This window comes from Streptomyces sp. NPDC032822, assembly GCF_055578825.1.
Genome location: NZ_JBVIOL010000008.1, coordinates 402501 through 425673, shown reverse-complemented (window position 1 = coordinate 425673; position 23173 = coordinate 402501). Strand labels below are relative to the sequence as shown.

Sequence of the window (23173 nt, the reverse complement as noted above, 5' to 3'; positions counted from 1 at the left end):
AGTGGGCCGGGACGCTCATGGCGGATTCCGGTTGGCCAATTGGCGTAGAGGGGCGGGTTTCACGGGGGCGATTCCCTGCCTATCCTGAAGGGACCCCCCGGGTCGCCCCGGCGACTGCACGATGAGGAGGACTCCGTGCCGCTCTCGGAGCACGAGCAGCGCATGCTCGAGCAGATGGAGCGAGCGCTGTACGCCGAAGATCCCAAGTTCGCGACAGCGCTTGAGGGAAGCGGGCTGCGCACGTACACCCGGCGACGGGTCTACCAAGCGGTCGCGGGCTTCCTCGTGGGTATCGCGCTCCTCATGGCAGGAATGGTCGCCAAGCAGGTCTGGCTGAGCGTGGTGGGCTTCCTCGTCATGCTGGGCTGTGCGGTGCTCGCGGTGACCGGCTGGCGCAAGGCCCCCAAGCCGGGCGAACAACCCGCGGGAGGCCCGGCCACCGGCCCTCAGGGCCGCGGCCAGGGACGGCAGCGGCGCTCCATGATGGACCGGATCGAGCAGCGCTGGCAGAAGCGCCGCGACGACCAACAGGGCCAATAGCGCGACGCACAGCTCTCGCTTCCGCGTGAGGGGGTGACCACCGGACGGGTGGTCACCCCCTCACGCACGCCCTCGTTCGGGCGACGGCCAACAGCGCTGGACGGCCCTGCCCCGGACGCCGACTGCCCCGACTGCCCCGACTGCCGAGAGCAGGGCACAGGGCCGGGCCATGGACTGCGGGGCCTCAGATCGAGTCACACTCGATCTGAGGCCCCGCAGTCCATGCAACCGTGCGTCCGCTCCGGCCGGCCGGGAGGCCGCCCGGCCGGCCTCAGCCCTGCTGACCCGACGGCCTGCGCAGGGTCGGCCGGGCCGCCGCCGCGCGGGCCTTGACGCCCGTCCACCACTCCGACAGGGCCCACACCACTCGTGCGGTGGAACGCGGGGCGAGAACCGCCCGCAGTTTCGTGCCCCGGCCGACCGTGCCGCGCAGTCCGCCGATCACCTGGTGGACGTCCTCCGCGAGCCCGGCCGTCGGGCGGGGCCGCGGCGCGTACAGGACCTGTTCCACGGCGTCCGCCACCCGGTGCACCGCCGCCGCGGCCGGGGGATCGAGATGCCCGAGCCGGACGATCCGGGCAGCCGCCTTGCGCGGGGTCTGCGACTCGTCCGGCGGGATCCCGTGATCCCACGCCGTGTCGGTGAGCTCCTGCCAGGCCGCCAGGGTGTGCGGCAGCGCGTCCGCCTCGGAACGGCCGTGCCCGCCCAGCCGTACGGCCCGCATGCGCAGCCGCCACAGCATCGGCGCCGACGGAAGTGCCAGCACGGCGAGTCCGCTGAGGGCCCACAGCAGCGCCACCCACCACTTCGGGCCGTCACCGCCACCCCCGGCCGCGGCCTGCGGGGCGTCGCTCTCGCAGGCCTCCAGCTTCTTCTGCTCGGCCGTGCAGCTCTCGCTCGCCGACGGTGCCGCAGAGGGGGCCGTGGACGCGGCCCGGGACGGCAGCGCCACGTCCGGGAGCGTGCTGCCGGAGGAGTCCGGCAGCGTGTACGACGGCACCGAACCGCGGTTCGGAGTCGGCTCGAAGCGGGTCCAGCCCACGCCCTCGAAGTACAGCTCGGGCCAGGCGTGGGCGTCCTTCAGCCCCACCGACACCGAACCGTCCGCCTGCGGGGACCCCGGCGCGAAGCCCACCGCGACCCGCGCCGGGATGCCCAGGGACCGGGCCATCGCCGCCATCGCGAAGGAGAAGTGGACGCAGAAGCCCTGCTTGTCCCGGAGGAAGCGGGCGATGGCCTGCGAGCCGCTGCCGACCTGCACCTGGGTGTCGTACTCGAAGCCGCCGGTCACGGCGAAGTAGTCCTGGAGCGCGACCGCCTGCTCATAGGGGTTCTTGGCGTCCGAGGTGACCTCGCGGGCGGTCCTGGCCACCACCGCCGGCAGGGAGTCCGGCAGCTTGGTGAACTCGCGCTTCAGGGCCGGGGAGGGCGCCGGCGCCGAGGCGAGCTGCTCCGCCGTCGGCTGTACCTCCAGGCTCTTCACCTCGTACGTCGCCCCGCGCGTGGTCTGGCCGTGGTCGCCGACCAGCGTCATGCCCTCGGGCTCGTAGCGCCAGTTGCCGTTGACCCGCACACCGCTGGGCGGGTACGGCATCGGCAGCCAGTTCTGCGCGTAGTCGCGGGACGCCGAGACGATGGTCTCGATCTCCGTGCGCTTGACGTCCGGGCCCAGGCCGGCCGGGGTCGGGAACGAGCCGTCCGGCACGGCCGTGATGGATCGCTTGGACGGCTTCCAGGTGGTGCCGTCGAAGTCGTCCAGGGACACGATCCGCAGGTAGAGGCTGGAGACGTCCGTGTTGTCGTCGGTTTTCAGGGACAGGACCTGGCTGTCCTCGTCCACGTTCAGGTTGTCCCGCAGGGTCACCAGCGGGTTCACCGCGGAGATCGTGCCGCCGCCCCCGTTGCCGGAGCCCACGCCCGCGCCGGCGGCGTCCAGCAGACCGCCGTTCATCGCGGGCAGCGCGAGCGGGACCACCAGGGCCACGCCCATCGCGACCATGCCGATACGGCGGCCGGTGCGGACCGGGGCCACCGGCCCGCCGGACTCGCCGCCCGGCGTACGCGGAGCCCCGCCGAAGACCCGCCCCCACTGCGAGAGCCGTTCGCGTCCCTCGGCCAGGAGCAGCAGCAGATAGCCGGCCGCCGCGACCAGGAACCACAGCCAGTCGGCGCCGCCGTCGGACAGCCCGGCGGCGACGGAGTACAGCGCGAGCAGCGGCAGCCCGGCCGGGGCCGCGCTGCGGAAGGTCACCGCGAGGGTGTCCACCGCCAGCCCGATCACCAGCACACCGCCGAGGATCATCAGCCGGATGCCGTCGGACTCCAGCGGGGCCGGGATCGCGTACCGGGCGATGTCGTCCGTGCCCTGCCGCAACAGGTCGGAGAAGCGCACGAAGGCGTCCGGACCGGGGAACACTCCGAGGAAGCCCTGCTCGCGGGCGAAGACCAGCGTCAGCATCATCAGCGTGACCAGGGCCTGCGCCGCCACCGTCAGCGGCCGGGCCAGCGGTACCCGGCGGGTCGCCGCGCCCACACCCGTCTGCACCCCGAGCAGGAACGCCGCCTGCACGATCCAGGTGACCGGTTCGACCAGGGGCAGCAGGGCGCACGCCGCCATCAGCGTGGCCCCCCAGGCGAACAGCGCCAGTCGTGCCCGCCCGCTCATGCCGACCCCTCCCCGACACCGGCCGCGCCGACACCCGTACGGTCCCGGTCCGCCTGACGCCACAGCTCGTCCAGCGCGGCGCCGCGCGGCACGCTCAGGGCCGTCCAGCCCGCCTCACGCAGCATCCGCAGCCGCTCCCCGCTCCGGTCCGACGGGCCGGCCACATCGCTCGGTTCCCGCACCCAGGTCGCACTGTCCAGCAGGAAGGCGACCGCTCCGCCGCTGCGCTGCCGCATCTTGGCGGCCACCGTGGCCTGTTCCTCGTCCAGATCGCCGAAGAACGCCACCAGCAGTCCCTCGTTCCCGCCGCGCAGTACGTCGTAGGCCCTCGATAGACCGGTGCCGTCCGAGTGGTCGATCACCGCGAGGGTGTCCATCATCAGCCCGGCCGCGTCCGCCGTCTCCTGGCTCGCGCCCGCGAAGCCGTCGGCGCCCTCGCCGGGCACGGAGTTCCCCGTGTCCGTCAACAGTCGTACGGAAAAGCCTCGTTCGAGCATGTGCACCAGGGCGGACGCGGCGCCCGACACCGCCCATTCGAAAGCCGATTCGGGGCCCGCGCCCAGGAAGGCGAGGCCCCGGGTGTCCAGGAGCACCGTGCAGCGGGCGCGCTGGGGCTGTTCCTCGCGGCGCACCATCAGCTCGCCGTAGCGGGCGGTGGAGCGCCAGTGGACGCGGCGCAGGTCGTCGCCGTAGCGGTAGCCGCGCGGGATGACGTCGTCCTCGCCGGCCAGGGCGAGCGAGCGGTGGCGTCCGTCGCCGTACCCCTTCGCCTCGCCGGTCAGCCGCACCGGTGGCAGCGGCTCCACGCGCGGGATCACCGTCAGGGTGTCGTACGTCGAGAAGGAGCGGGTCAGCTCGCACATGCCGAACGGGTCGGTCAGGCGCAGCTGCAGCGGGCCGAGGGGATAGCGGCCGCGCAGGTCGGAGCGGACGCGGTAGGACACCTCGCGGCGACCGCCCGGCTCCACCCGGTCCAGCACGAAGCGGGGGCGGGGGCCGAGGACGTACGGCACCCGGTCCTGGAGCATCAGCAGGCCGGTGGGCAGCCGCGAGACGTTGTCCATCCGCAGGTGGACGCGGGCCTCGCTGCCCGCGGGCACCCGCGCGGGGGAGAGGCGGCGGCTGCCGGCCACCCGGTAGCGCGTGCGGTAGAGCACGGCGGCGCAGGTCAGGGGCAGTACGGCGAGCAGCAGTCCGACGCGCAGCAGATCGCTCTGCCCGAGGACGTACGCGCAGATGGCCGCGGCGATCCCGGCCGCGAAGAAGGAGCGGCCACGGGTGGTCAGGCCGGCCAGGGCCGTGCGCACACCGCCCTTGTCGCCCCGGTCGGGCTCCGCGTGTCCGGGCGCCACGGCGGACATCACAGCCTCCGCGGCGGCTGCTGGCCGTACGCCGGTGTGGAGCGGCCGAGGCCCATGCCGCCCGGCTGGGGCGCGGCCGCGGGCACCGGGGTGTGCTGCAGGATCTCCTGCACGACCTGCTCCGACGTACGGCGGTTCAGCTGGGCCTGGGCGGTCGGCAGCAGCCGGTGGGCCAGGACCGCGACGGCGAGCGCCTGCACGTCGTCCGGCAGCGCGTACTCCCGGCCGCTGAGCGCGGCGGACGCCTTCGCCGCCCTGAGCAGGTGCAGCGTCGCGCGCGGGGAGGCTCCGAGTCTGAGGTCGGGGTGGGTGCGGGTGGCGGCGACCAGGTCCACCGCGTACCGCCGGACCGTGTCGGCGACATGGACACCGCGGACCGCGTCGATCAGCTTCACGATGTCGTGCGCGTGCGCCACCGGCTGGAGGTCGTCCAGAGGGCTCGCCCCGCCGTGGATGTCGAGCATCTGCAGCTCGGCCTCCGCGCTCGGGTAGCCGATGGAGACCCGGGCCATGAAGCGGTCGCGCTGGGCCTCCGGCAGCGGGTAGGTGCCCTCCATCTCGACCGGGTTCTGGGTCGCCACCACCATGAAGGGGCTGGGCAGCTCGTAGGTCTGCCCGTCGATGGTGACCTGCCGCTCCTCCATGGACTCCAGGAGCGCGGACTGGGTCTTCGGCGAAGCCCGGTTGATCTCGTCGCCGATCACGATCTGCGCGAAGATCGCACCCGGCTTGAACTCGAAGTCCCGGCGCTGCTGGTCCCAGATGGACACACCCGTGATGTCCGAGGGCAGCAGGTCGGGCGTGAACTGGATGCGTCGCACCGAACAGTCGATGGAACGCGCCAGTGCCTTGGCCAGCATGGTCTTGCCGACACCGGGGACGTCCTCGATCAGAAGATGTCCCTCGGCGAGCAGTACGGTCAGCGAAAGCCGTACGACCTCGGGCTTGCCCTCGATCACACCCTCCACGGAACTGCGGACACGCTCCACAGTGGCGGTCAGATCAGTGAGGCTCGCTCGATCGTCATAGGTCGTCACCCGGCCCTCCTCGGCCCGTTCTTTCCAGGCCGACTCGCTCGATGCGTGACCGGCCCACCCCGAAACACGGACACCACGCGTGAAAAGTTCCGCGTGACGCCACAACCGCATTCTTGCTGCCGTTACCGATTCGTGTCACTCGACTGTGGACAACTGCCTGCACTATGTCGGGTCTTACGCTGTTTTGGGGGTCCCGACGGCCGAAATCAACAGCCAAACGACAGGTACGGCGGGCGGCTACGTGAGGTTCATGCGGGGTCGATCTCGCGCAGCAGGCCGCTCTTCACGTCGAAGACGAAGCCGCGCACGTCGTCGGTGTGCAGCAGGAACGGCGAGGTGCGCACCCGCTGCATCGACTGCCGCACGTCCTGGTCGACGTCCCGGAAGGCCTCCACGGCCCAGGCGGGGCGCTGGCCGACCTCCATCTCCAGGTCGGTGCGGAAGTCCTCGGTGATCGCCTCCAGGCCGCAGCCGGTGTGGTGGATGAGGACCACGCTGCGGGTGCCGAGCTTGCGCTGGCTGATGGTGAGCGAGCGGATCACGTCGTCGGTCACGACACCGCCCGCGTTGCGGATGGTGTGGCAGTCGCCGAGCTCCAGACCGAGCGCGTCGTGCAGGTCGAGGCGGGCGTCCATACAGGCCACCACGGCGACGTGCAGCACGGGACGGGCGTCCATCCCCGGGTCGGTGAAGGCGGCGGCGTACCGCTCGTTCGCCTCGACGAGGCGGTCGGTGACGGTGCCGCCGGTGGCTATGGCGGCTTCGGGACCTGCGGGAACCGATGCGGAAGTCGTCATACCCATGACGGTACTGGTCACGTCCGATCCGGGCCCGCTGTGAGAGAGGACAAAGAACATCAATGAGTCTTGTTGTGAGCTAACCCACACGGGTGGCGCCAGGGGAGCCGAGAGGGTGATTTCTCCGGATTCGCCGCTTGATCCTTACCCGGGTCCGCGACGCGCAGGCCGGTTGATTGACCGCGCGACACCGTGGACTAAAGTGACGCGAAGCGGGAGGCGAGGTCTCCCTGCGGACTGATTTCCCCGGAGACCCCGGCGATTTTCCGGAGCTCTCCCCACGTGCGCGGCGCGTACGTACGGCTCGGCCTCCTCCCGCTCCCGGTCGGCTGACGCCTTCGGCGCCGGCAGGCATCCCTTCACGAGCGGGCGGGAACCCGGCGGTGCGTACGGCGCCCGTGCCGGACCTGAGAGGGCCAGTTGAGCCAGAGTCGACACGTCCCGGTCATGCTCCAGCGGTGCCTGGACATGCTGGCCCCCGCCCTTCAGGAGCGGCCGGGAGCGGTGGTCGTCGACTGCACCCTCGGGCTCGGCGGCCACAGCGAGGCCCTGCTGGAGCGGTTCCCCGAGGCCCGGCTGGTCGCCCTGGACCGCGACAAGGAAGCCCTGCGCCTGTCCGGCGAGCGGCTCGCACCGTACGGGGAGCGCGCCACCCTCGTGCACGCCGTGTACGACGAACTGCCCGAGGTCCTGGACCGGCTCGGCACCCCGCGCGTCCAGGGCGTCCTCTTCGACCTCGGCGTCTCCTCCATGCAGCTCGACGAGGCCGACCGCGGCTTCGCCTACGCGCAGGACGCCCCGCTCGACATGCGCATGGACCAGACGACCGGCATGAGCGCCGCCGAGGTCCTCAACACCTACCCGCCCGGCGAACTGGTCCGGATCCTGCGGGCGTACGGCGAGGAGAAGCAGGCCAAGCGGATCGTGTCCGCGGTCGTGCGCGAGCGGGAGAGGGAACCGTTCTCCCACAGCGCGCGGCTCGTCGAGCTGATCCGCGACTCGCTGCCCCAGGCCGCCAAGCGCACCGGCGGCAACCCGGCCAAGCGCACCTTCCAGGCCCTGCGTATCGAGGTCAACGGCGAACTCTCCGTCCTGGAGCGGGCGATCCCGGCCGCGGTGAAGTCGCTCGACGTCGGCGGGCGCATCGCCGTCCTGTCGTACCACTCGCTGGAGGACCGGCTGGTCAAGCAGGTCTTCGCGGCCGGCGCCGCCACCACCGCCCCGCCCGGGCTGCCCGTCGTGCCCGAGCGCTACCAGCCCCGGCTCAAGCTGCTCACCCGTGGTGCCGAACTTCCCACCGAGGAAGAGGTCACCGAGAACCGGCGGGCGGCCCCGGCGCGACTGCGCGGGGCCGAGCGCATCAGGGAGGACGTCGAGTGAGTCAGGCGCAGGGGCGGGCATACGCGTGGACGGACCAGAGTCGGGGGGAGGCCGAGTGAGCGGGAAACCCCGGCTGAGGGGGAGGGCGGCCCGTCTCGCGCGGCTCTTCCCAGGATCGGCGGGCTCCGGGCAGGCGGCGGCCCGCACCCCCTTCGTCCTGCTCGTCGTCCTGCTCCTGGGCGGCGGTCTCATCGGGCTGCTGGTGCTGAACTCGGCGCTCAGCGAAGGGTCGTTCAAGCTCGACGACCTCCAGAAGGACACCAAGAGCCTCACCGACGAGCAACAGGCGCTGCAGCGGGACATCGACGCCTACTCCGCCCCCGAGGCCCTCCAGCGCCGCGCCCGCGAGCTCGGCATGGTGCCCGGCGGCGACCCGGCCTTCCTGGACCCGGACGGCACCGTCAAGGGCGTACCGAGCCCCGCCTCCGGCGCCGAACAGGCCTCCGCGCGCACGCCGCTCGTCCTGGCCCCCGAGGCCATCGGCACCGCCACGGACCCGAGCCCGACGCCGTCCGCCGAGGCGCCGACGCCCACACCGACTCCCGCCGCACCCGAACCCGTGCAGCCGCTCGGGGAGCCCGTCCCGCCCGCCCAGAGCCCCACCACCTCCACGACGTCCACGCTCCCCACGACCCCGACTCCCGGCAGGTGACGGAAGTGTCCGACAGGGAACCGCCGCGCCGCCGCGTGCCAGGACCCGCACGCCCCGAACGCGCCGCCCGCCCGGACGGCCGACGGCGACCGGGCCCCGGCGCCCGCCCCGCCCGCCGCCCGGCGGTGCCCCGCCCCGCGGCCCCCAAGGTCATCCGGCTGGGCAGCCCACGCCCCCGGCTGCGCATGGTCGGCCTCGCGCTGACCCTCGTCCTGATCGCCTTCGTCGTACGCCTGCTCCAGGTGCAGGCCGTCGACGCGAGCACCTACGCCGCCAAGGCCGAGCAGAACCGGTACGTCGGCTACACCCTGGCCGCCGAGCGCGGCGGGATCACCGACCGCGACGGCATCGCCCTGGCGACCAGCGAGGACGCGTACAACATCACCGCGGACCCCACGCTGTTCAACCGCAAGCAGTTGAAGATCGACGACGGCCCCGAGCAGGCCGCCGCGCTGCTCGCCCCGATCCTCGGCCAGGACCAGGACGCGATCGTCAAGAAGCTCAGGCCCGCCAACAGGAACAGCCGCTACGCCGTGCTCGCCAACCGGCAGACCCCGCAGGTCTGGAAGCAGATCAAGGACCTGAAGACGGCCCTGGCCACCAAGGCCGAGACCGACCCGGGCACGGTCAACGTCCTCGCGGGCGTCCTCTCCGTGCCCACCAGCAAGCGCGTGTACCCGAACGGCGACCTCGCCGCCGGGATACTGGGCTGGGTCAACGCCGAGGGTAAGGGCGGCGGCGGCGTCGAGCAGCAGCTGAACAAGCTGCTGGCCGGCAAGGACGGCAAGATCCGCTACGCCCAGTCCGGAGGCCGCCAGGTCCCGACCGTGGGCTCCACCGAGACGCCCGCCGTCCCCGGCAGCGACGTCGAACTCACCATCGACCGCGACATCCAGTGGGCCGCGCAGAACGCGATCACCGAGCAGGTCGCGGAGTCCAAGGCGGACCGCGGCTACGTGATGGTGCAGGACACCCGGACCGGCGAGATCCTCGCCATGGCCAACTCGCCCGGCTTCGACCCGAACGACCTGTCCACGGCCAGCTCCGTGAACATGGGCAACGCGGCCCTCCAGGACGCGTACGAGCCCGGCTCCACCGCGAAGGTCATGTCGATGGCCGCCGTACTGGAGGAGAAGGCCGCCACGCCCGACACCCATGTGGTCGTGCCCAACCGGCTGCACCGCGGCGACCGGCTCTTCAAGGACGACATCGACCACCCGACCTGGTACCTCACGCTCAACGGCGTGCTCGCCAAGTCCAGCAACATCGGCACCATCCTGGCCACCGGCCAGCTCGGCAGGACGCAGTCCGAGGCCAACCAGGTCCTCTACAAGTACCTGCGCAAGTTCGGCCTCGGCAGCTACACCGGACTCGGCTTCCCCGGCGAGACACCGGGCATCCTGGCCGCGCCCGACAAGTGGTCGACCTCGCAGCAGTTCACGATTCCTTTCGGCCAGGGCGTGTCCCTCAACGCGATGCAGGCGGCGTCCGTCTACTCGACGATCGCCAACGGCGGCGTACGCGTCGAACCCTCGCTGGTGCGCGGCACCAAGGGCCCCGACGGACGCTTCACGCCGGCCGCACAGCCCAAGGAGACCAGGGTCGTCAGCGCGAAGACGGCCAAGACCCTCGCCCAGATGCTGGAGTCCGTCGTGGACGACGTGGAGGGCACCGGCACCAAGGCGCGCATCCCCGGCTACCGGGTCGCGGGCAAGACGGGTACGGCCAACCGTGTGGATCCGGCCACCGGCAAGTACAAGGGCTACACCTCGTCGTTCGCCGGATTCGCCCCCGCCGACAAGCCCCGCGTCACCGTCTACTGCGCGATCCAGAACGCCACCAAGGGCAGCTACTTCGGCGGCCAGATCTGCGGACCCGTCTACAAGAAGGTGATGGAGTTCGCCCTCAAGACCCTCCAGGTACCGCCCACCGGCGCCAAGCCCGCGCACCTTCCGGTCACCTTCACACCCTGACCAGCTCTGTTCAGCCTCTGTTCAGCACGGACCCCCCAGGAACCAGCTCGTGACAACGATCACCCCCGATTCCGGCAACCAGGGCGCACCCCGGCCCCTATTTAGCTCCGAGGCGGGTGCGCCCGGTACGCTCACCGCCGTGCCACACCCTGATCAGTCCCAAACCACCCAGAAGGGCGCACCCGTGACATATCCGGGACCGCCCAGGCCGGTCCAGATCTCCGCCACACCTCTCGCGGAACTCGCCGATCAACTGGGTGCCGCGCAGCCGGGGACCCCGGCGGACACCGCGGGAGTCACGGGCATCACCCACGACTCGCGCGCCGTCCGCCCCGGCGACCTGTACGCCGCCCTCCCGGGCGCCCGTCTGCACGGCGCCGACTTCGTCACCCAGGCCGCGAGCCTCGGCGCGGTCGCCGTGCTGACCGACCCGACGGGCGCCGAGCGCGCCGCCGCCACCGGCCTGCCGGTCCTGGTGGTCGACGACCCGCGCGCGGGGATGGGCGAACTGGCGGCCTCGATCTACGGCCATCCCGGCCCCGACCTGCTCCAGATCGGCATCACCGGCACCTCGGGCAAGACCACCACCGCCTACCTCGTCGAAGGCGGACTGAAGACCACCCGCAACACCGGTCTCATCGGCACCGTCGAGACGCGCATCGGCGACGAGCGCATCAAGTCGGAGCGCACCACCCCCGAAGCCACCGATCTCCAGGCCCTGTTCGCCGTCATGCGCGAGCGCGGGGTCGAGGCGGTCGCCATGGAGGTCTCCAGCCACGCCCTGGTCCTCGGCCGGGTCGACGCCTGTGTCTTCGACATCGGCGTCTTCACCAACCTCAGCCCGGAACACATGGAGTTCCACTCCGACATGGAGGACTACTTCCGGGCCAAGGCGCAGCTGTTCACGCCGAAACGCAGCAGGCTCGGGGTCGTCAACCTCGACGACGAGTACGGGCGCAGGCTGGCCAAGGAGGCCACCGTCCCGGTCGTCACCTTCTCCGCCGAGGGCCACCCCGACGCCGACTGGCGGGCCGCGGACGTCCAGGTCGGGCCCATGGACTCGACGTTCACCGTGCTCGGCCCCGAGGGAGAGCGGATCACGGCCAGGTCGCCGCTGGCCGGGACCTTCAACGTGGCGAACACCCTCGCCGCGATCGTCGCCCTCGCCGCCGCCGGCCTCGACCCGCAGACCGCCGCCGACGGCATCGCCGCCGTGCCGGGCGTGCCGGGGCGCCTGGAGCGGGTGGACGCCGGACAGTCCTACCTCGCGGTCGTCGACTACGCCCACAAGACGGACGCCGTCGAATCGGTCCTGCGCGCCCTGCGCAAGGTCACCGAGGGCCGGCTGCACGTCGTGCTGGGCTGCGGCGGCGACCGGGACAGGAACAAGCGGCTGCCGATGGGCGCCGCCGTGGCCCGGCTCGCCGACACCGCCGTACTGACCTCCGACAACCCCCGCTCCGAGGACCCCCTCGCGATCCTCGCCGCCATGCTCCAGGGCGCGGCCTCCGTACCGGCACACGAGCGCGGCGAGGTCCAGGTCTTCGAGGACCGGGCCGCCGCGATCGTCGCCGCGGTGTCCCGCGCAGAGCCCGGGGACACCGTGCTGGTCGCGGGCAAGGGCCACGAACAGGGCCAGGACATCGCCGGGGTGGTCCGTCCCTTCGACGACCGCCAGGTGCTTCGCGAAGCTATCCAGAAGACCCAGGGATGAACTTGTGATCGCCCTCTCCCTCGCCGAGATCGCCTCAGTCGTCGGCGGGCAGACGCACGACATACCGGATCCGTCCGTCCAGGTCACCGGACCGGTCGTCCGGGACTCCCGCGAGGCGGGGCCCGGCACCCTCTTCGTCGCCTTCGTCGGCGAGCGCGTGGACGGCCACGACTTCGCCGCCGCGGTCGTCGAGGCGGGCGCGGTCGCCGTCCTGGCGTCCCGACCCGTCGGTGTCCCCGCGATCGTCGTCGAGGACGTCCAGCGGGCACTGGGCGCCCTCGCGCGCCATGTCGTCCGACGGCTCGGCGCCACCCTCGTCGCGCTCACCGGCTCGGCCGGCAAGACCAGCACCAAGGACCTCATCGCCCAGGTGCTCCAGCGCAAGGCGCCCACGGTGTGGACGCCCGGCTCGCTCAACAACGAGATCGGCCTGCCGCTGACCGCGCTGAGCGCCACCGAGGAGACGAGGTTCCTCGTCCTGGAGATGGGGGCCCGCGGGGTCGGCCACATCCGCTACCTCGCCGACCTGACGCCCCCGAAGATCGGCCTCGTGCTGAACGTCGGCACCGCCCACATCGGGGAGTTCGGCGGTCGCGAGCAGATCGCGCAGGCCAAGGGCGAACTCGTGGAGGGCCTTCCCGAGGACGGCACCGCCATCCTCAACGCCGACGATCCGCTCGTACGGGCCATGGCCTCCCGTACGAAGGCGAAGGTGATCCTTTTCGGGGAGTCAGGCGAAGCGGACGTACGTGCCGAGAACGTGCGACTCACGGACAGCGGACAGCCCGCCTTCAGGCTCCACACACCCTCCGGTGCAAGCGAAGTGACCATGCGCCTGTACGGTGAGCACCACGTGTCGAACGCGCTCGCAGCGGCTGCCGTCGCCCACGAACTGGGCATGTCCGCGGAAGAGATCGCCACCGCGCTCTCCGAGGCGGGCTCCCTCTCCCGCTGGCGTATGGAGGTCACCGAGCGCCCGGACGGCGTGACGGTCGTCAACGACGCCTACAACGCGAACCCCGAGTCCATGCGAGCCGCCTTGCGCGCGCTCGCAGCCATGGGAAACGGACGTCGTACGTGGGCGGTGCTCGGCAAGATGGCCGAGCTCGGGGACGAGGCTCTCGCCGAGCACGACGCGGTCGGACGGCTCGCCGTCCGGCTCAATGTCGGCAAGCTCGTCGCGGTCGGGGGCAGGGAAGCGTCCTGGCTGCGACTGGGCGCATATAACGAGGGTTCGTGGGGTGAGGAGTCGGTGCACGTGTCCGACGCACAGGCGGCTGTCGACCTGTTGCGCAGCGAGTTGCGCCCGGGAGACGTCGTCCTCGTGAAGGCGTCCCGGTCGGTCGGGCTCGAGAGCGTGGCGCAGGCGCTCATCGAGACCGGTGCCGAGGGTGAGGTTGCCGCCCGATGATGAAGCAGATCCTGTTCGCAGGAGTCATTGGTCTGTTCCTGACCCTGGTCGGCACTCCGCTGCTGATCAAGCTGCTCGCCCGCAAGGGCTACGGCCAGTACATCCGCGACGACGGCCCGCGCACGCACGGCAGCAAGCGCGGTACGCCGACCATGGGCGGTATCGCCTTCATCTTCGCGACGGTCGCCGCGTACTTCCTGTCCAAGGTCATCACCGGGTACACCCCGACCTACTCGGGTCTGCTGGTGCTCGGACTGATGGTCGGCATGGGCCTGGTAGGGTTCCTCGACGACTACATCAAGATCGTCAAGAGGCGTTCGCTGGGCCTGCGGGCCAAGGCGAAGATGGCCGGCCAGCTGATCGTCGGCATCAGCTTCGCGGTGCTCTCCCTGCAGTTCTCGGACGCCCGCGGCAACACCCCGGCCTCCACCAAGCTGTCGTTCATCACGGACTTCGGCTGGACGATCGGCCCCGTGCTGTTCGTGGTCTGGGCGCTGTTCATGATTCTCGCGATGTCGAACGGCGTGAACCTGACGGACGGTCTGGACGGCCTCGCCACCGGTGCCTCCGTCCTCGTCTTCGGCGCCTACACCTTCATCGGTGTCTGGCAGTTCCAGGAGTCCTGCGCCAACGGCGAGAGCCTGACCAACCCGGGCGCCTGCTACGAGGTACGCGACCCACTCGACCTCGCGGTCATCGCCTCGGCGCTCATGGGTGCCTGTCTGGGCTTCCTGTGGTGGAACACCTCGCCCGCCAAGATCTTCATGGGTGACACCGGTTCGCTCGCGCTCGGCGGTGTCCTCGCCGGCCTCGCGATCTGCTCCCGCACCGAGCTGCTGATCGCCCTCCTCGGCGGCCTGTTCGTCCTGATCACCATGTCGGTCGTCATCCAGGTCGGCTCCTTCCGGCTCACCGGGAAGCGCGTCTTCCGCATGGCGCCACTCCAGCACCACTTCGAACTCAAGGGGTGGTCCGAAGTCCTTGTCGTGGTCCGCTTCTGGATCATCCAGGGCATCTGTGTGATCGTCGGCCTGGGTCTCTTCTACGCGGGATGGGCGGCGGACAAGTGACCGACGGGCAGGGGCCCTCCTGGGAGGGCAAGCACGTCACCGTCGCCGGCCTCGGCGTCTCCGGTATCCCGGCGGCCCGGGCACTGCACGAGCGCGGCGCCCGCGTCACCGTCGTCAACGACGGCGACGACGAGCGGGCCCGCGCCCAGGCGGCCGAACTGGAGGCCCTGGGCGTCACCGTGCGCCTGGGCGACGGCGCCACCCTGCCCACCGGCACCGAACTCGTCGTCACGGCTCCCGGCTGGCAGCCCGGCAAGCCCCTGTTCGCGGCGGCGCGCGCCGCCGGTGTGCCGGTCTGGGGCGACGTCGAACTGGCCTGGCGGCTGCGCGGCCCGGACGCCGCGCCCTGGCTCGCCGTCACCGGCACCAACGGCAAGACGACCACCACCCAGATGCTGGCGTCGATCCTCAAGGCGGCGGGCCTGCGCACCGCCGCCGTCGGCAACATCGGCGTCTCGCTCCTCGACGCGGTCCTCGGCGAGGAGCACTACGACATCCTCGCGGTGGAACTGTCCAGCTACCAGCTCCACTGGGCGCCCTCGTTGCGCGCCCACTCGGCCGTCGTGCTGAACCTGGCACCCGACCACCTCGACTGGCACGGCTCCATGGAGGCGTACGCCGCCGACAAGGGCCGCGTCTACGAGGGCAATCGCGTCGCCTGCGTCTACAACCTCGCCGACCCGGCCACCGAGGACCTGGTGCGCGAGGCGGACGTCGAGGAGGGCTGCCGGGCCATCGGCTTCACCCTCGGCCCGCCGGCGCCCTCCCAACTCGGCGTGGTGGACGGCATCCTGGTCGACCGCGCCTTCGTGGCGGACCGGCAGCAGAACGCCCAGGAGCTCGCCGAGGTCTCCGACGTCACCCCGCCCGCCCCGCACAACATCGCCAACGCCCTTGCGGCGGCGGCCCTCGCCCGCGCCTACGGGGTGCCCCCGGCGGCCGTACGGGACGGGCTGCGGGCCTACACGCCGGACGCCCACCGCATCGCGCACGTGGCCGACGTGGACGGCGTCGCGTACGTCGACGACTCCAAGGCCACCAACACCCACGCGGCACAGGCCTCGTTGGCGGCGTACGAGCCGATCGTGTGGATCGCGGGGGGCCTCGCCAAGGGCGCGACCTTCGACGAGTTGGTCACCGGCGCGGCCAAGCGGCTGCGCGGAGTCGTCCTGATCGGCGCGGACCGCGCGCTGATCCGCGAAGCCCTCACGCGACACGCCCCGGAAGTACCCGTGGTCGACCTCGACCGGACCGACACTGGGGCGATGCTCCACGCGGTGCGGGAGGCGCAGCGGCTCGCGGCCCCGGGCGACACGGTCCTGCTGGCCCCGGCCTGTGCCTCCATGGACATGTTCACCAACTACAACCAGCGCGGTGACGCGTTCGCGGAGGCGGTTCGCGGACTCGGCGCCTGACCCGGCCGCCTGCCGGGCGACCTTGGGAGGGACGCGTGGGACTCGCGAACCGAGTTATGAACACGTGGCCGACGTACGGCGGAGACGCCGATGTCCGGTAGCCGTACCGGCCGGCCGCCCGTCCAGCGACGGGTCGCCCGGCCCGCCGCTGCCCGGGCACCGCGCGAGAACCCGCTGCTCCGCCTGTACCTGCGCGCCCGCCGCGCCTGGGACCGGCCGCTGACCGCGTACTACCTGATCCTCGGCGGCAGCCTGCTGATCACCGTGCTCGGTCTGGTGATGGTCTACTCGGCCTCCCAGATCACGGCACTGCAGATGTCCCTGCCGGGCTCCTACTTCTTCCGCAAGCAGCTCCTGGCGGCCGTCATCGGCGGGGTGCTGCTGGTGGTCGCCTCCCGGATCCCGGTGAAACTGCACCGGGCGCTCGCCTACCCGATCCTGGCGGGCGCGGTCTTCATGATGGCCCTGGTCCAGGTGCCGGGGATAGGGATGTCGGTCAACGGCAACCAGAACTGGATCTCGCTCGGCGGCTCCTTCCAGATCCAGCCCAGCGAGTTCGGCAAGCTCGCCCTGGTGCTGTGGGGCGCCGACCTGCTGGCCCGCAAACAGGACCGGAAACTGCTGTCCCAGTGGAAGCACATGCTGGTGCCGCTCGTGCCGGTCGCCTTCATGCTGCTCGGGCTGATCATGCTCGGCGGCGACATGGGCACCGCGATCATTCTCACAGCGATCCTGTTCGGCCTGCTGTGGCTGGCGGGCGCACCGACCCGGCTGTTCGTCGGCGTGCTGTCGATCGCCGCCACCCTCGGTGTGATCCTCATCAAGACCAGCCCCAACCGGATGGCCCGGCTCCAGTGCATCGGCGCCACCGAGCCGAAGTCCTCGGGCGCCGACTGCTGGCAGGCCGTCCACGGCATCTACGCCCTCGCATCCGGCGGGCTCTTCGGTTCCGGGCTCGGCGCGAGTGTGGAAAAATGGGGCCAACTCCCGGAAGCCCACACGGACTTCATCTTCGCCGTCACCGGTGAGGAACTGGGCCTGGCGGGGACGCTGTCGGTGCTCGCCCTCTTCGCGGCTCTAGGCTATGCGGGTATCCGCGTGGCCGGACGCACGGAGGACCCCTTCGTGAGGTATGCCGCGGGAGGTGTGACCACCTGGATCACCGCTCAGGCAGTGATCAACATGGGTGCGGTGCTCGGTCTGCTGCCGATCGCCGGTGTCCCCCTCCCGCTGTTCTCCTACGGGGGTTCCGCCCTGTTGCCGACCATGTTCGCCATCGGGCTCCTGATCGCCTTCGCGCGTGAGGATCCCGCTGCGCGGATGGCGCTTTCTCTGCGGCAACCCCGCTTCGGCAGAAAGCGCGCGGGGGGCTCTGTGCGGGAGCCCCGGAGATGGAACACGATGCGACGGCGTGCCTCGGCGGCGCGTTCGTCCGGAGAGCGGTGAATTTCGGTGCATGTCGTACTCGCCGGTGGGGGGACCGCCGGCCACATCGAGCCCGCGCTCGCCCTCGCGGACGCCCTGCGCAGGCAGGACCCGACCGTGGGAATCACGGCCCTGGGCACGGAGCGCGGCCTGGAGACCCGACTGGTACCGGAGCGGGGGTATGACCTCGCGCTGATCCCCGCGGTACCGCTGCCACGCAAGCCGACCCCCGAGCTGATCACCGTCCCGGGCCGGCTGCGCGGCACGATCAAGGCCGCCGAGCAGATCCTGGAGCGCACCAAGGCGGACGCCGTCGTGGGCTTCGGCGGCTACGTGGCCCTGCCCGGCTACCTCGCCGCCAAGCGCCTGGGCGTGCCGATCGTCGTCCACGAGGCCAACGCCCGCCCGGGCCTGGCCAACAAGATCGGCTCGCGGTACGCGGCCCAGGTCGCCGTCTCCACCCCGGACAGCAAGCTGCGCGACGCCCGCTACATCGGCATCCCGCTGCGCCGCGCCATCGCCACCCTGGACCGGGCGGCGGTACGCCCCGAGGCCCGCGCCGCCTTCGGGCTCGACCCGAACCTGCCGACGCTGCTGGTCTCCGGCGGCTCGCAGGGCGCCCGCCACCTCAACGAGGTGATCGAGCGGGTCGCCCCCTACCTCCAGCAGGCCGGGATCCAGATCCTGCACGCGGTCGGCCCGAAGAACGAACTGCCGCAGGTACAGCAGATGCCGGGGATGCCCCCGTACATCCCGGTACCGTACGTGGACCGGATGGACCTCGCGTACGCCGCGGCCGACCTGATGCTCTGCCGCGCGGGCGCGATGACCGTCGCCGAACTCTCCGCCGTCGGACTCCCGGCCGCCTATGTCCCGCTGCCCATCGGCAACGGCGAACAGCGGCTGAACGCCCAGCCGGTGGTCAAGGCCGGCGGCGGACTCCTGGTCGACGACGCGGACCTGACGCCCGAGTGGGTGCAGCAGAACGTCCTGCCCGTGCTCGCCGATCCGCACCGGCTCTACCAGATGTCCCGCGCGGCCGGTGAGTTCGGCCGCCGTGACGCCGACGACCTGCTCGTCGGCATGGTGTACGAGGCGATCGCCGCCAACCGTGCGGCACGCCGTTAGACCCGTATGAGGGAAGGCAGGGAGCGTGGCCGGATCGACGACCGCCGAACGCGGTGAACGCCAACAGGAGTCGTCCGGCCCGCCACCCGCCCGAAGGTTCACACCGCCCGGACTTCGTACGATCATCATCCTCGCCGTCGCTCTGGTGCTCGTCGGCGCCGGCTCCGTCTGGGCGCTGTACGGCTCCAAATGGCTGCGGGTGGAGCGCGTATCGGTCTCCGGGACCCGGGTGCTGACGCCGGCACAGGTCCGCGAGGCGGCCGACGTTCCGGTCGGGGCGCCGTTGATTTCCGTCGAGACCGATGCGATGGAAGCACGACTGCGCCGGAAATTGCCCCGAATTGACGTGGTTGACGTAGTGCGTTCCTGGCCTCACGGAATCGGGCTGAAAGTGACCGAGCGTACTCCGGTTCTGCTTGTTCAAAAGGGCCGAAACTTTGTGGAAGTGGACGACGGTGGTGTCCGTTTCGCCACGGTTTCCGAAGCTCCGAAAGGCGTGCCCGCACTGGAATTGACACTGTCTCAGCCGGGTTCCCGCGCAGCGAGCCTGCGGCGTTTCGGTGAGGAGCGACTGGTGCGGGAAGCGGTCCGCGTCGCCCGAGCCGTTCCGGCCGCCGTCGCGCACCGCACCCGGGCCGTCAAGGTGCGTTCCTACGACGACATCTCGCTGGAGTTGGACGACGGCCGGACCGTCGCCTGGGGGAGCAGCGAGAAGGCCGCCGCGAAAGCCCGTACGCTCACGGCTCTCATGAAAGCCTCTCCCGATGCGCGGTACTTCGACGTCAGTGTTCCCACCGCGCCCGCGTCATCAGGGAGTTGACGCACATCCGCGCAGGCCAGCACCCTGGTTGGGCAGCGCTACGCCTGATCACATAGGGTGAAAAGAAAAACGGGAGGTTCGGCGTGTTCGTTGAACGTGCGCCACTTGTCGACTTAGTGTCCTGTTCAGAAGACTCCAGGGAACAGACACACTGGTAACCCTAAACTTCAACGTTAGGGTTCGGGTCGGCGATACGGACCGTCCCACATCGGCATCAGTCGTCGGACCGCGGCAACGCCGCGAGGCGGCGACACGTAACTCGAGGCGAGAGGCCTTCGACGTGGCAGCACCGCAGAACTACCTCGCAGTCATCAAAGTCATCGGTGTCGGCGGCGGTGGTGTCAATGCCATCAACCGGATGATCGAGGTCGGTCTCAAGGGCGTCGAGTTCATCGCCATCAACACCGACGCGCAGGCGCTGTTGATGAGCGACGCCGACGTCAAGCTCGACGTCGGCCGCGAACTCACCCGCGGACTCGGCGCCGGAGCCAACCCGGCCGTCGGCCGCAAGGCGGCAGAGGACCACCGCGAGGAGATCGAGGAGGTCCTCAAGGGGGCCGACATGGTCTTCGTGACGGCCGGCGAGGGGGGCGGCACCGGCACCGGCGGCGCACCCGTCGTGGCCAACATCGCGCGCAACCTCGGCGCCCTCACCATCGGCGTGGTCACCCGCCCGTTCACCTTCGAGGGGCGGCGCCGAGCCAACCAGGCCGAGGACGGCATCGCCGAACTCCGCGAAGAGGTCGACACCCTCATCGTCATCCCGAACGACCGGCTGCTGTCCATCTCGGACCGCCAGGTCTCGGTCCTCGACGCCTTCAAGTCGGCGGACCAGGTCCTGCTCTCCGGTGTTCAGGGCATCACCGACCTCATCACCACGCCCGGCCTGATCAACCTCGACTTCGCCGACGTCAAGTCGGTCATGTCCGAGGCCGGTTCGGCCCTCATGGGCATCGGCTCGGCCCGCGGCGACGACCGCGCGGTGGCCGCGGCCGAGATGGCGATCTCCTCGCCGCTCCTGGAGGCGTCCATCGACGGCGCCCGGGGTGTGCTGCTCTCCATCTCCGGCGGCTCCGACCTCGGTCTGTTCGAGATCAACGAGGCCGCCCAGCTGGTGAGCGAGGCCGCGCACCCCGAGGCCAACATCATCTTCGGCGCGGTCATCGACGACGCCCTCGGTGACGAGGTCCGGGTCACCGTGATCGCGGCCGGCTTCGACGGCGGCCAGCCGCCGACCCGCCGGGACACCGCCCTCGGTTCGACGTCGTCCTCGTCCTCGACGGGCTCGGGCCGCCAGGAATCCACTCCGGTACGGCAGACCGAGAGCCGTCCCTCCTTCGGCTCGCTCGGCAGCGTCACGCCGAAGGAGGAGCCGGAGTCCGAGCCGGTGGCCGACCTTCCGGTCGCCCCGCCGGTCCCGCCGTCGCGGACCTACTCGGACAGCGCGGCCGAGGAGCTGGACGTGCCGGACTTCCTGAAGTGATAGGACAGCGCGACAGCGTGAGCGGCGCGCACTTCGCCTTCACCGGCCGGTGGGGCGGGGTGAGCGCCGTTCCGTATGAGGAGCTCAACCTCGGCGGGGCGGTCGGCGACGACTCCGGCGCCGTACGCACCAACCGTGAACTCGCCGCCAAGTCCCTGGCGCTCGACCCGGCCCGGGTGGTCTGGATGAACCAGGTCCACGGAGCCGACGTGGCGACGGTGGACGGACCCTGGGATTCCGCCGCGCGGGTTCCCTCGGTCGACGCGGTCGTCACCGCCCGGCGCGGTCTCGCCCTCGCGGTCCTCACCGCCGACTGCACTCCGGTCCTGCTCGCCGACCCGGTCGCCGGGGTCGCCGCCGCGGCACACGCGGGCCGGCCCGGCATGATCGCCGGGGTCGTCCCCGCCGCCGTCCGGGCCATGGTGGAACTCGGCGCCGAACCCGCCCGGATCATCGCCCGCACCGGGCCCGCGGTCTGCGGCCGGTGCTACGAGGTGCCCGAGGAGATGCGCGCCGAGGTCGCCGCCGTCGAACCGGCGGCCCACGCCGAGACCAGCTGGGGCACGCCCGCGGTCGACGTGACCGCCGCGGTGCACGCACAACTCGACCGGCTCGGGGTGAACGACCGCGAGCAGTCGCCGGTCTGCACCCGGGAGTCGGACGACCACTTCTCATACCGCCGCGATCGCACCACGGGGCGACTCGCGGGATATGTCTGGCTGGACTGATGGGGCATGACGGACCGTAAGGACGAACTCGCCGGAAACCTGGCGACAGTGGAGGAGCGCATCGCCGCCGCCTGTGAGGCCGCGGGGCGCAAGCGTGCGGACGTCACGCTGATCGTGGTCACCAAGACCTATCCGGCGAGCGATGTACGGATGCTTTCGGAACTCGGGGTCCGCCATGTCGCCGAGAACCGCGACCAGGACGCGGCCCCCAAAGCGGCGGAATGTGCTGATCTGCCCCTCGACTGGCACTTCGTCGGTCAGTTGCAGACCAATAAAGTGCGCTCTGTGGTCGGTTACGCGGATATTGTGCAGTCCGTCGATCGTTCGAAGCTGGTGACGGCCCTGTCGAAGGAGGCCGTGCGGGTCGAGCGCGAGGTGGGCTGTCTGATCCAGGTGGCACTCGACGCGGGAGCGAGCGGGCGAGGGGAGCGGGGTGGCGTAGGACCTGGCGGAATCGAAGAGTTGGCCGACCTCGTAGCCGACGCTCCGGGGCTGCGGCTCGACGGACTGATGACCGTCGCTCCGCTCACCGGTGAGTACGCGGGGCGCCAACGGGCGGCGTTCGGGCGGTTGATGGATTTGTCGACCGACCTGCGCCGAGCTCATCCGGCTGCGAACATGGTCTCGGCAGGGATGAGTGCGGACCTTGAGCAGGCTGTGGCGGCCGGAGCGACACATGTACGCGTCGGCACCGCGGTACTCGGAGTACGCCCCAGGCTCGGGTAACGTCGCCAGGAAGTCGGACCACAGCAGAAAATATGGTCATTACCGCAGGAAGAGCGGGCATAACGACCTCGTGGATCGCGGGCACTTGGCAGTCGTCAGCCGATCCACCACAGAGCGGAGGACTCAGAGAATGGCCGGCGCGATGCGCAAGATGGCGGTCTACCTCGGCCTCGTGGAGGACGATGGGTACGACGGCCGCGGTTTCGACCCCGACGACGACTTCGAACCCGAACTGGACCCGGAACCCGAGCGGGACCGCCGACGGCATGAGCTGTCGCACCAGCCCCATGGTTCTCACCAGTCCCACCAGGCGCATCAGCCCGAAAGGGACGAATCGGTACGAGTGGTGCAAGCCCCGGTGTCGCGCGACCCGTTGCCCCGATCTTCTTCGCTAGGCGCGGAATCCGGGCGTCCGGCGCGCATCGCGCCCGTGGCATCCATCACACAAGAACGCGCCAGCCTGGAGAAGAACGCACCGGTGATCATGCCCAAGGTCGTGTCGGAACGAGAGCCTTACCGGATCACCACACTTCACCCCCGGACCTACAACGAGGCCCGTACCATCGGGGAACACTTCCGTGAGGGCACCCCGGTGATCATGAATCTGACCGAGATGGATGACACGGACGCGAAGCGACTTGTCGACTTTGCGGCCGGTTTGGTGTTTGGTCTTCACGGCAGCATCGAGCGGGTGACGCAGAAGGTGTTCCTGTTGTCGCCTGCTAACGTCGATGTCACGGCGGAGGACAAGGCCCGTATCGCAGAGGGCGGGTTCTTCAACCAGAGCTGAGACACACGACCGGAAACGGCAGTACAAGTAGTACCCGGCAGCATGGAACAGGGGAGAG

Annotated in this window: 19 protein-coding genes; 15 read left to right on the top strand and 4 right to left on the bottom strand. The window is 70.8% G+C overall.

The features are described 5' to 3' along the window. Positions 1-135 precede the first annotated feature (135 nt). The gene (locus tag ACZ5VD_RS24800) at positions 136-540 is read left to right on the top strand and encodes a DUF3040 domain-containing protein (RefSeq protein ID WP_468549404.1); all 405 of its coding nucleotides are present in this window, start codon (positions 136-138) and stop codon (positions 538-540) included. A gap of 271 nt (positions 541-811) precedes the next feature. Here the strand turns inward: ACZ5VD_RS24800 and ACZ5VD_RS24795 are convergent, their stop codons facing one another. The 4 genes from ACZ5VD_RS24795 to ACZ5VD_RS24780 form a co-directional block, all read right to left on the bottom strand. After that, positions 812-3205: a transglutaminase TgpA family protein gene (locus tag ACZ5VD_RS24795; RefSeq protein WP_468683311.1), complete on the bottom strand. Its 2394-nt coding sequence runs from the start codon at positions 3203-3205 to the stop codon at positions 812-814. Then, positions 3202-4566 (bottom strand): DUF58 domain-containing protein, encoded by a 1365-nt coding sequence (locus tag ACZ5VD_RS24790; protein ID WP_468549406.1) that lies wholly within the window; start codon positions 4564-4566, stop codon positions 3202-3204. The genes ACZ5VD_RS24795 and ACZ5VD_RS24790 overlap by 4 nt, the downstream gene beginning before the upstream one ends. Further along, positions 4566-5603, bottom strand: coding sequence for an AAA family ATPase (locus ACZ5VD_RS24785; RefSeq protein WP_468549407.1), 1038 nt, complete (start codon positions 5601-5603; stop codon positions 4566-4568). Before ACZ5VD_RS24785 ends, ACZ5VD_RS24790 begins: the two co-directional genes overlap by 1 nt. A gap of 248 nt (positions 5604-5851) precedes the next feature. After that, entirely contained in the window at positions 5852-6400 is a 549-nt protein-coding gene (locus tag ACZ5VD_RS24780) for a beta-class carbonic anhydrase (RefSeq protein WP_468549408.1), read from the bottom strand. Positions 6401-6820: 420 nt separating this feature from the next. Between ACZ5VD_RS24780 and rsmH the strand changes: the two genes are divergently transcribed. From rsmH to ACZ5VD_RS24710, 14 genes are all read left to right on the top strand, one after another. After that, the gene (rsmH, locus tag ACZ5VD_RS24775) at positions 6821-7780 is read left to right on the top strand and encodes a 16S rRNA (cytosine(1402)-N(4))-methyltransferase RsmH (protein ID WP_468549409.1); all 960 of its coding nucleotides are present in this window, start codon (positions 6821-6823) and stop codon (positions 7778-7780) included. A 55-nt stretch (positions 7781-7835) separates the two neighbouring features. After that, a complete protein-coding gene (gene ftsL, locus ACZ5VD_RS24770; RefSeq protein WP_468549410.1) occupies positions 7836-8432 on the top strand; it encodes a cell division protein FtsL in 597 nt (198 codons plus the stop codon). Positions 8433-8437: 5 nt separating this feature from the next. Then, complete coding sequence (locus tag ACZ5VD_RS24765) at positions 8438-10405, top strand: peptidoglycan D,D-transpeptidase FtsI family protein (protein ID WP_468549411.1); 1968 nt, start codon at positions 8438-8440, stop codon at positions 10403-10405. Positions 10406-10589: 184 nt separating this feature from the next. Continuing rightward, on the top strand, positions 10590-12119 hold the full coding sequence (locus ACZ5VD_RS24760; RefSeq protein ID WP_468549412.1) for a UDP-N-acetylmuramoyl-L-alanyl-D-glutamate--2,6-diaminopimelate ligase: 1530 nt from the start codon (positions 10590-10592) through the stop codon (positions 12117-12119). Positions 12120-12123: 4 nt separating this feature from the next. Then, a complete protein-coding gene (locus ACZ5VD_RS24755) occupies positions 12124-13530 on the top strand; it encodes a UDP-N-acetylmuramoyl-tripeptide--D-alanyl-D-alanine ligase (protein ID WP_468549413.1) in 1407 nt (468 codons plus the stop codon). Then, positions 13530-14600, top strand: coding sequence for a phospho-N-acetylmuramoyl-pentapeptide-transferase (mraY, locus tag ACZ5VD_RS24750; protein ID WP_053749615.1), 1071 nt, complete (start codon positions 13530-13532; stop codon positions 14598-14600). The genes ACZ5VD_RS24755 and mraY overlap by 1 nt, the downstream gene beginning before the upstream one ends. Further along, the gene (murD, locus tag ACZ5VD_RS24745; protein WP_468683309.1) at positions 14582-16015 is read left to right on the top strand and encodes a UDP-N-acetylmuramoyl-L-alanine--D-glutamate ligase; all 1434 of its coding nucleotides are present in this window, start codon (positions 14582-14584) and stop codon (positions 16013-16015) included. Before mraY ends, murD begins: the two co-directional genes overlap by 19 nt. 90 nt (positions 16016-16105) lie before the next feature. Further along, the gene (gene ftsW, locus ACZ5VD_RS24740) at positions 16106-17461 is read left to right on the top strand and encodes a putative lipid II flippase FtsW (protein ID WP_468549415.1); all 1356 of its coding nucleotides are present in this window, start codon (positions 16106-16108) and stop codon (positions 17459-17461) included. A 6-nt stretch (positions 17462-17467) separates the two neighbouring features. Then, complete coding sequence (gene murG, locus ACZ5VD_RS24735; RefSeq protein WP_468549416.1) at positions 17468-18568, top strand: undecaprenyldiphospho-muramoylpentapeptide beta-N-acetylglucosaminyltransferase; 1101 nt, start codon at positions 17468-17470, stop codon at positions 18566-18568. A 25-nt stretch (positions 18569-18593) separates the two neighbouring features. Continuing rightward, positions 18594-19388, top strand: a complete 795-nt coding sequence (locus ACZ5VD_RS24730) for a cell division protein FtsQ/DivIB (protein ID WP_468683307.1) — start codon at positions 18594-18596, stop codon at positions 19386-19388. A gap of 280 nt (positions 19389-19668) precedes the next feature. Beyond that, positions 19669-20871, top strand: coding sequence for a cell division protein FtsZ (ftsZ, locus tag ACZ5VD_RS24725; RefSeq protein ID WP_468549418.1), 1203 nt, complete (start codon positions 19669-19671; stop codon positions 20869-20871). Next, positions 20868-21599, top strand: coding sequence for a peptidoglycan editing factor PgeF (pgeF, locus tag ACZ5VD_RS24720; protein ID WP_468683306.1), 732 nt, complete (start codon positions 20868-20870; stop codon positions 21597-21599). The genes ftsZ and pgeF overlap by 4 nt, the downstream gene beginning before the upstream one ends. Before the next feature lie 6 nt (positions 21600-21605). Next, the gene (locus ACZ5VD_RS24715; protein WP_468549420.1) at positions 21606-22325 is read left to right on the top strand and encodes a YggS family pyridoxal phosphate-dependent enzyme; all 720 of its coding nucleotides are present in this window, start codon (positions 21606-21608) and stop codon (positions 22323-22325) included. 130 nt (positions 22326-22455) lie between these two features. Continuing rightward, positions 22456-23115 (top strand): cell division protein SepF, encoded by a 660-nt coding sequence (locus ACZ5VD_RS24710; RefSeq protein ID WP_468549421.1) that lies wholly within the window; start codon positions 22456-22458, stop codon positions 23113-23115. Positions 23116-23173 lie beyond the last annotated feature (58 nt).

Excerpts from the sequence above, each read along its gene's own strand:
- ACZ5VD_RS24780 (WP_468549408.1), bottom strand. The coding sequence starts at position 6,400 with ATGACGACTTCCGCATCGGTTCCCGCAGGTCCCGAAGCCGCCATAGCC.
- murD (WP_468683309.1), top strand. The coding sequence starts at position 14,582 with ATGGGCGGCGGACAAGTGACCGACGGGCAGGGGCCCTCCTGGGAGGGC.
- ACZ5VD_RS24790 (WP_468549406.1), bottom strand. The coding sequence starts at position 4,566 with ATGTCCGCCGTGGCGCCCGGACACGCGGAGCCCGACCGGGGCGACAAG.
- ACZ5VD_RS24710 (WP_468549421.1), top strand. The coding sequence starts at position 22,456 with ATGGCCGGCGCGATGCGCAAGATGGCGGTCTACCTCGGCCTCGTGGAG.
- ACZ5VD_RS24715 (WP_468549420.1), top strand. The coding sequence starts at position 21,606 with ATGACGGACCGTAAGGACGAACTCGCCGGAAACCTGGCGACAGTGGAG.
- ftsW (WP_468549415.1), top strand. The coding sequence starts at position 16,106 with ATGTCCGGTAGCCGTACCGGCCGGCCGCCCGTCCAGCGACGGGTCGCC.
- mraY (WP_053749615.1), top strand. The coding sequence starts at position 13,530 with ATGAAGCAGATCCTGTTCGCAGGAGTCATTGGTCTGTTCCTGACCCTG.
- ACZ5VD_RS24795 (WP_468683311.1), bottom strand. The coding sequence starts at position 3,205 with ATGAGCGGGCGGGCACGACTGGCGCTGTTCGCCTGGGGGGCCACGCTG.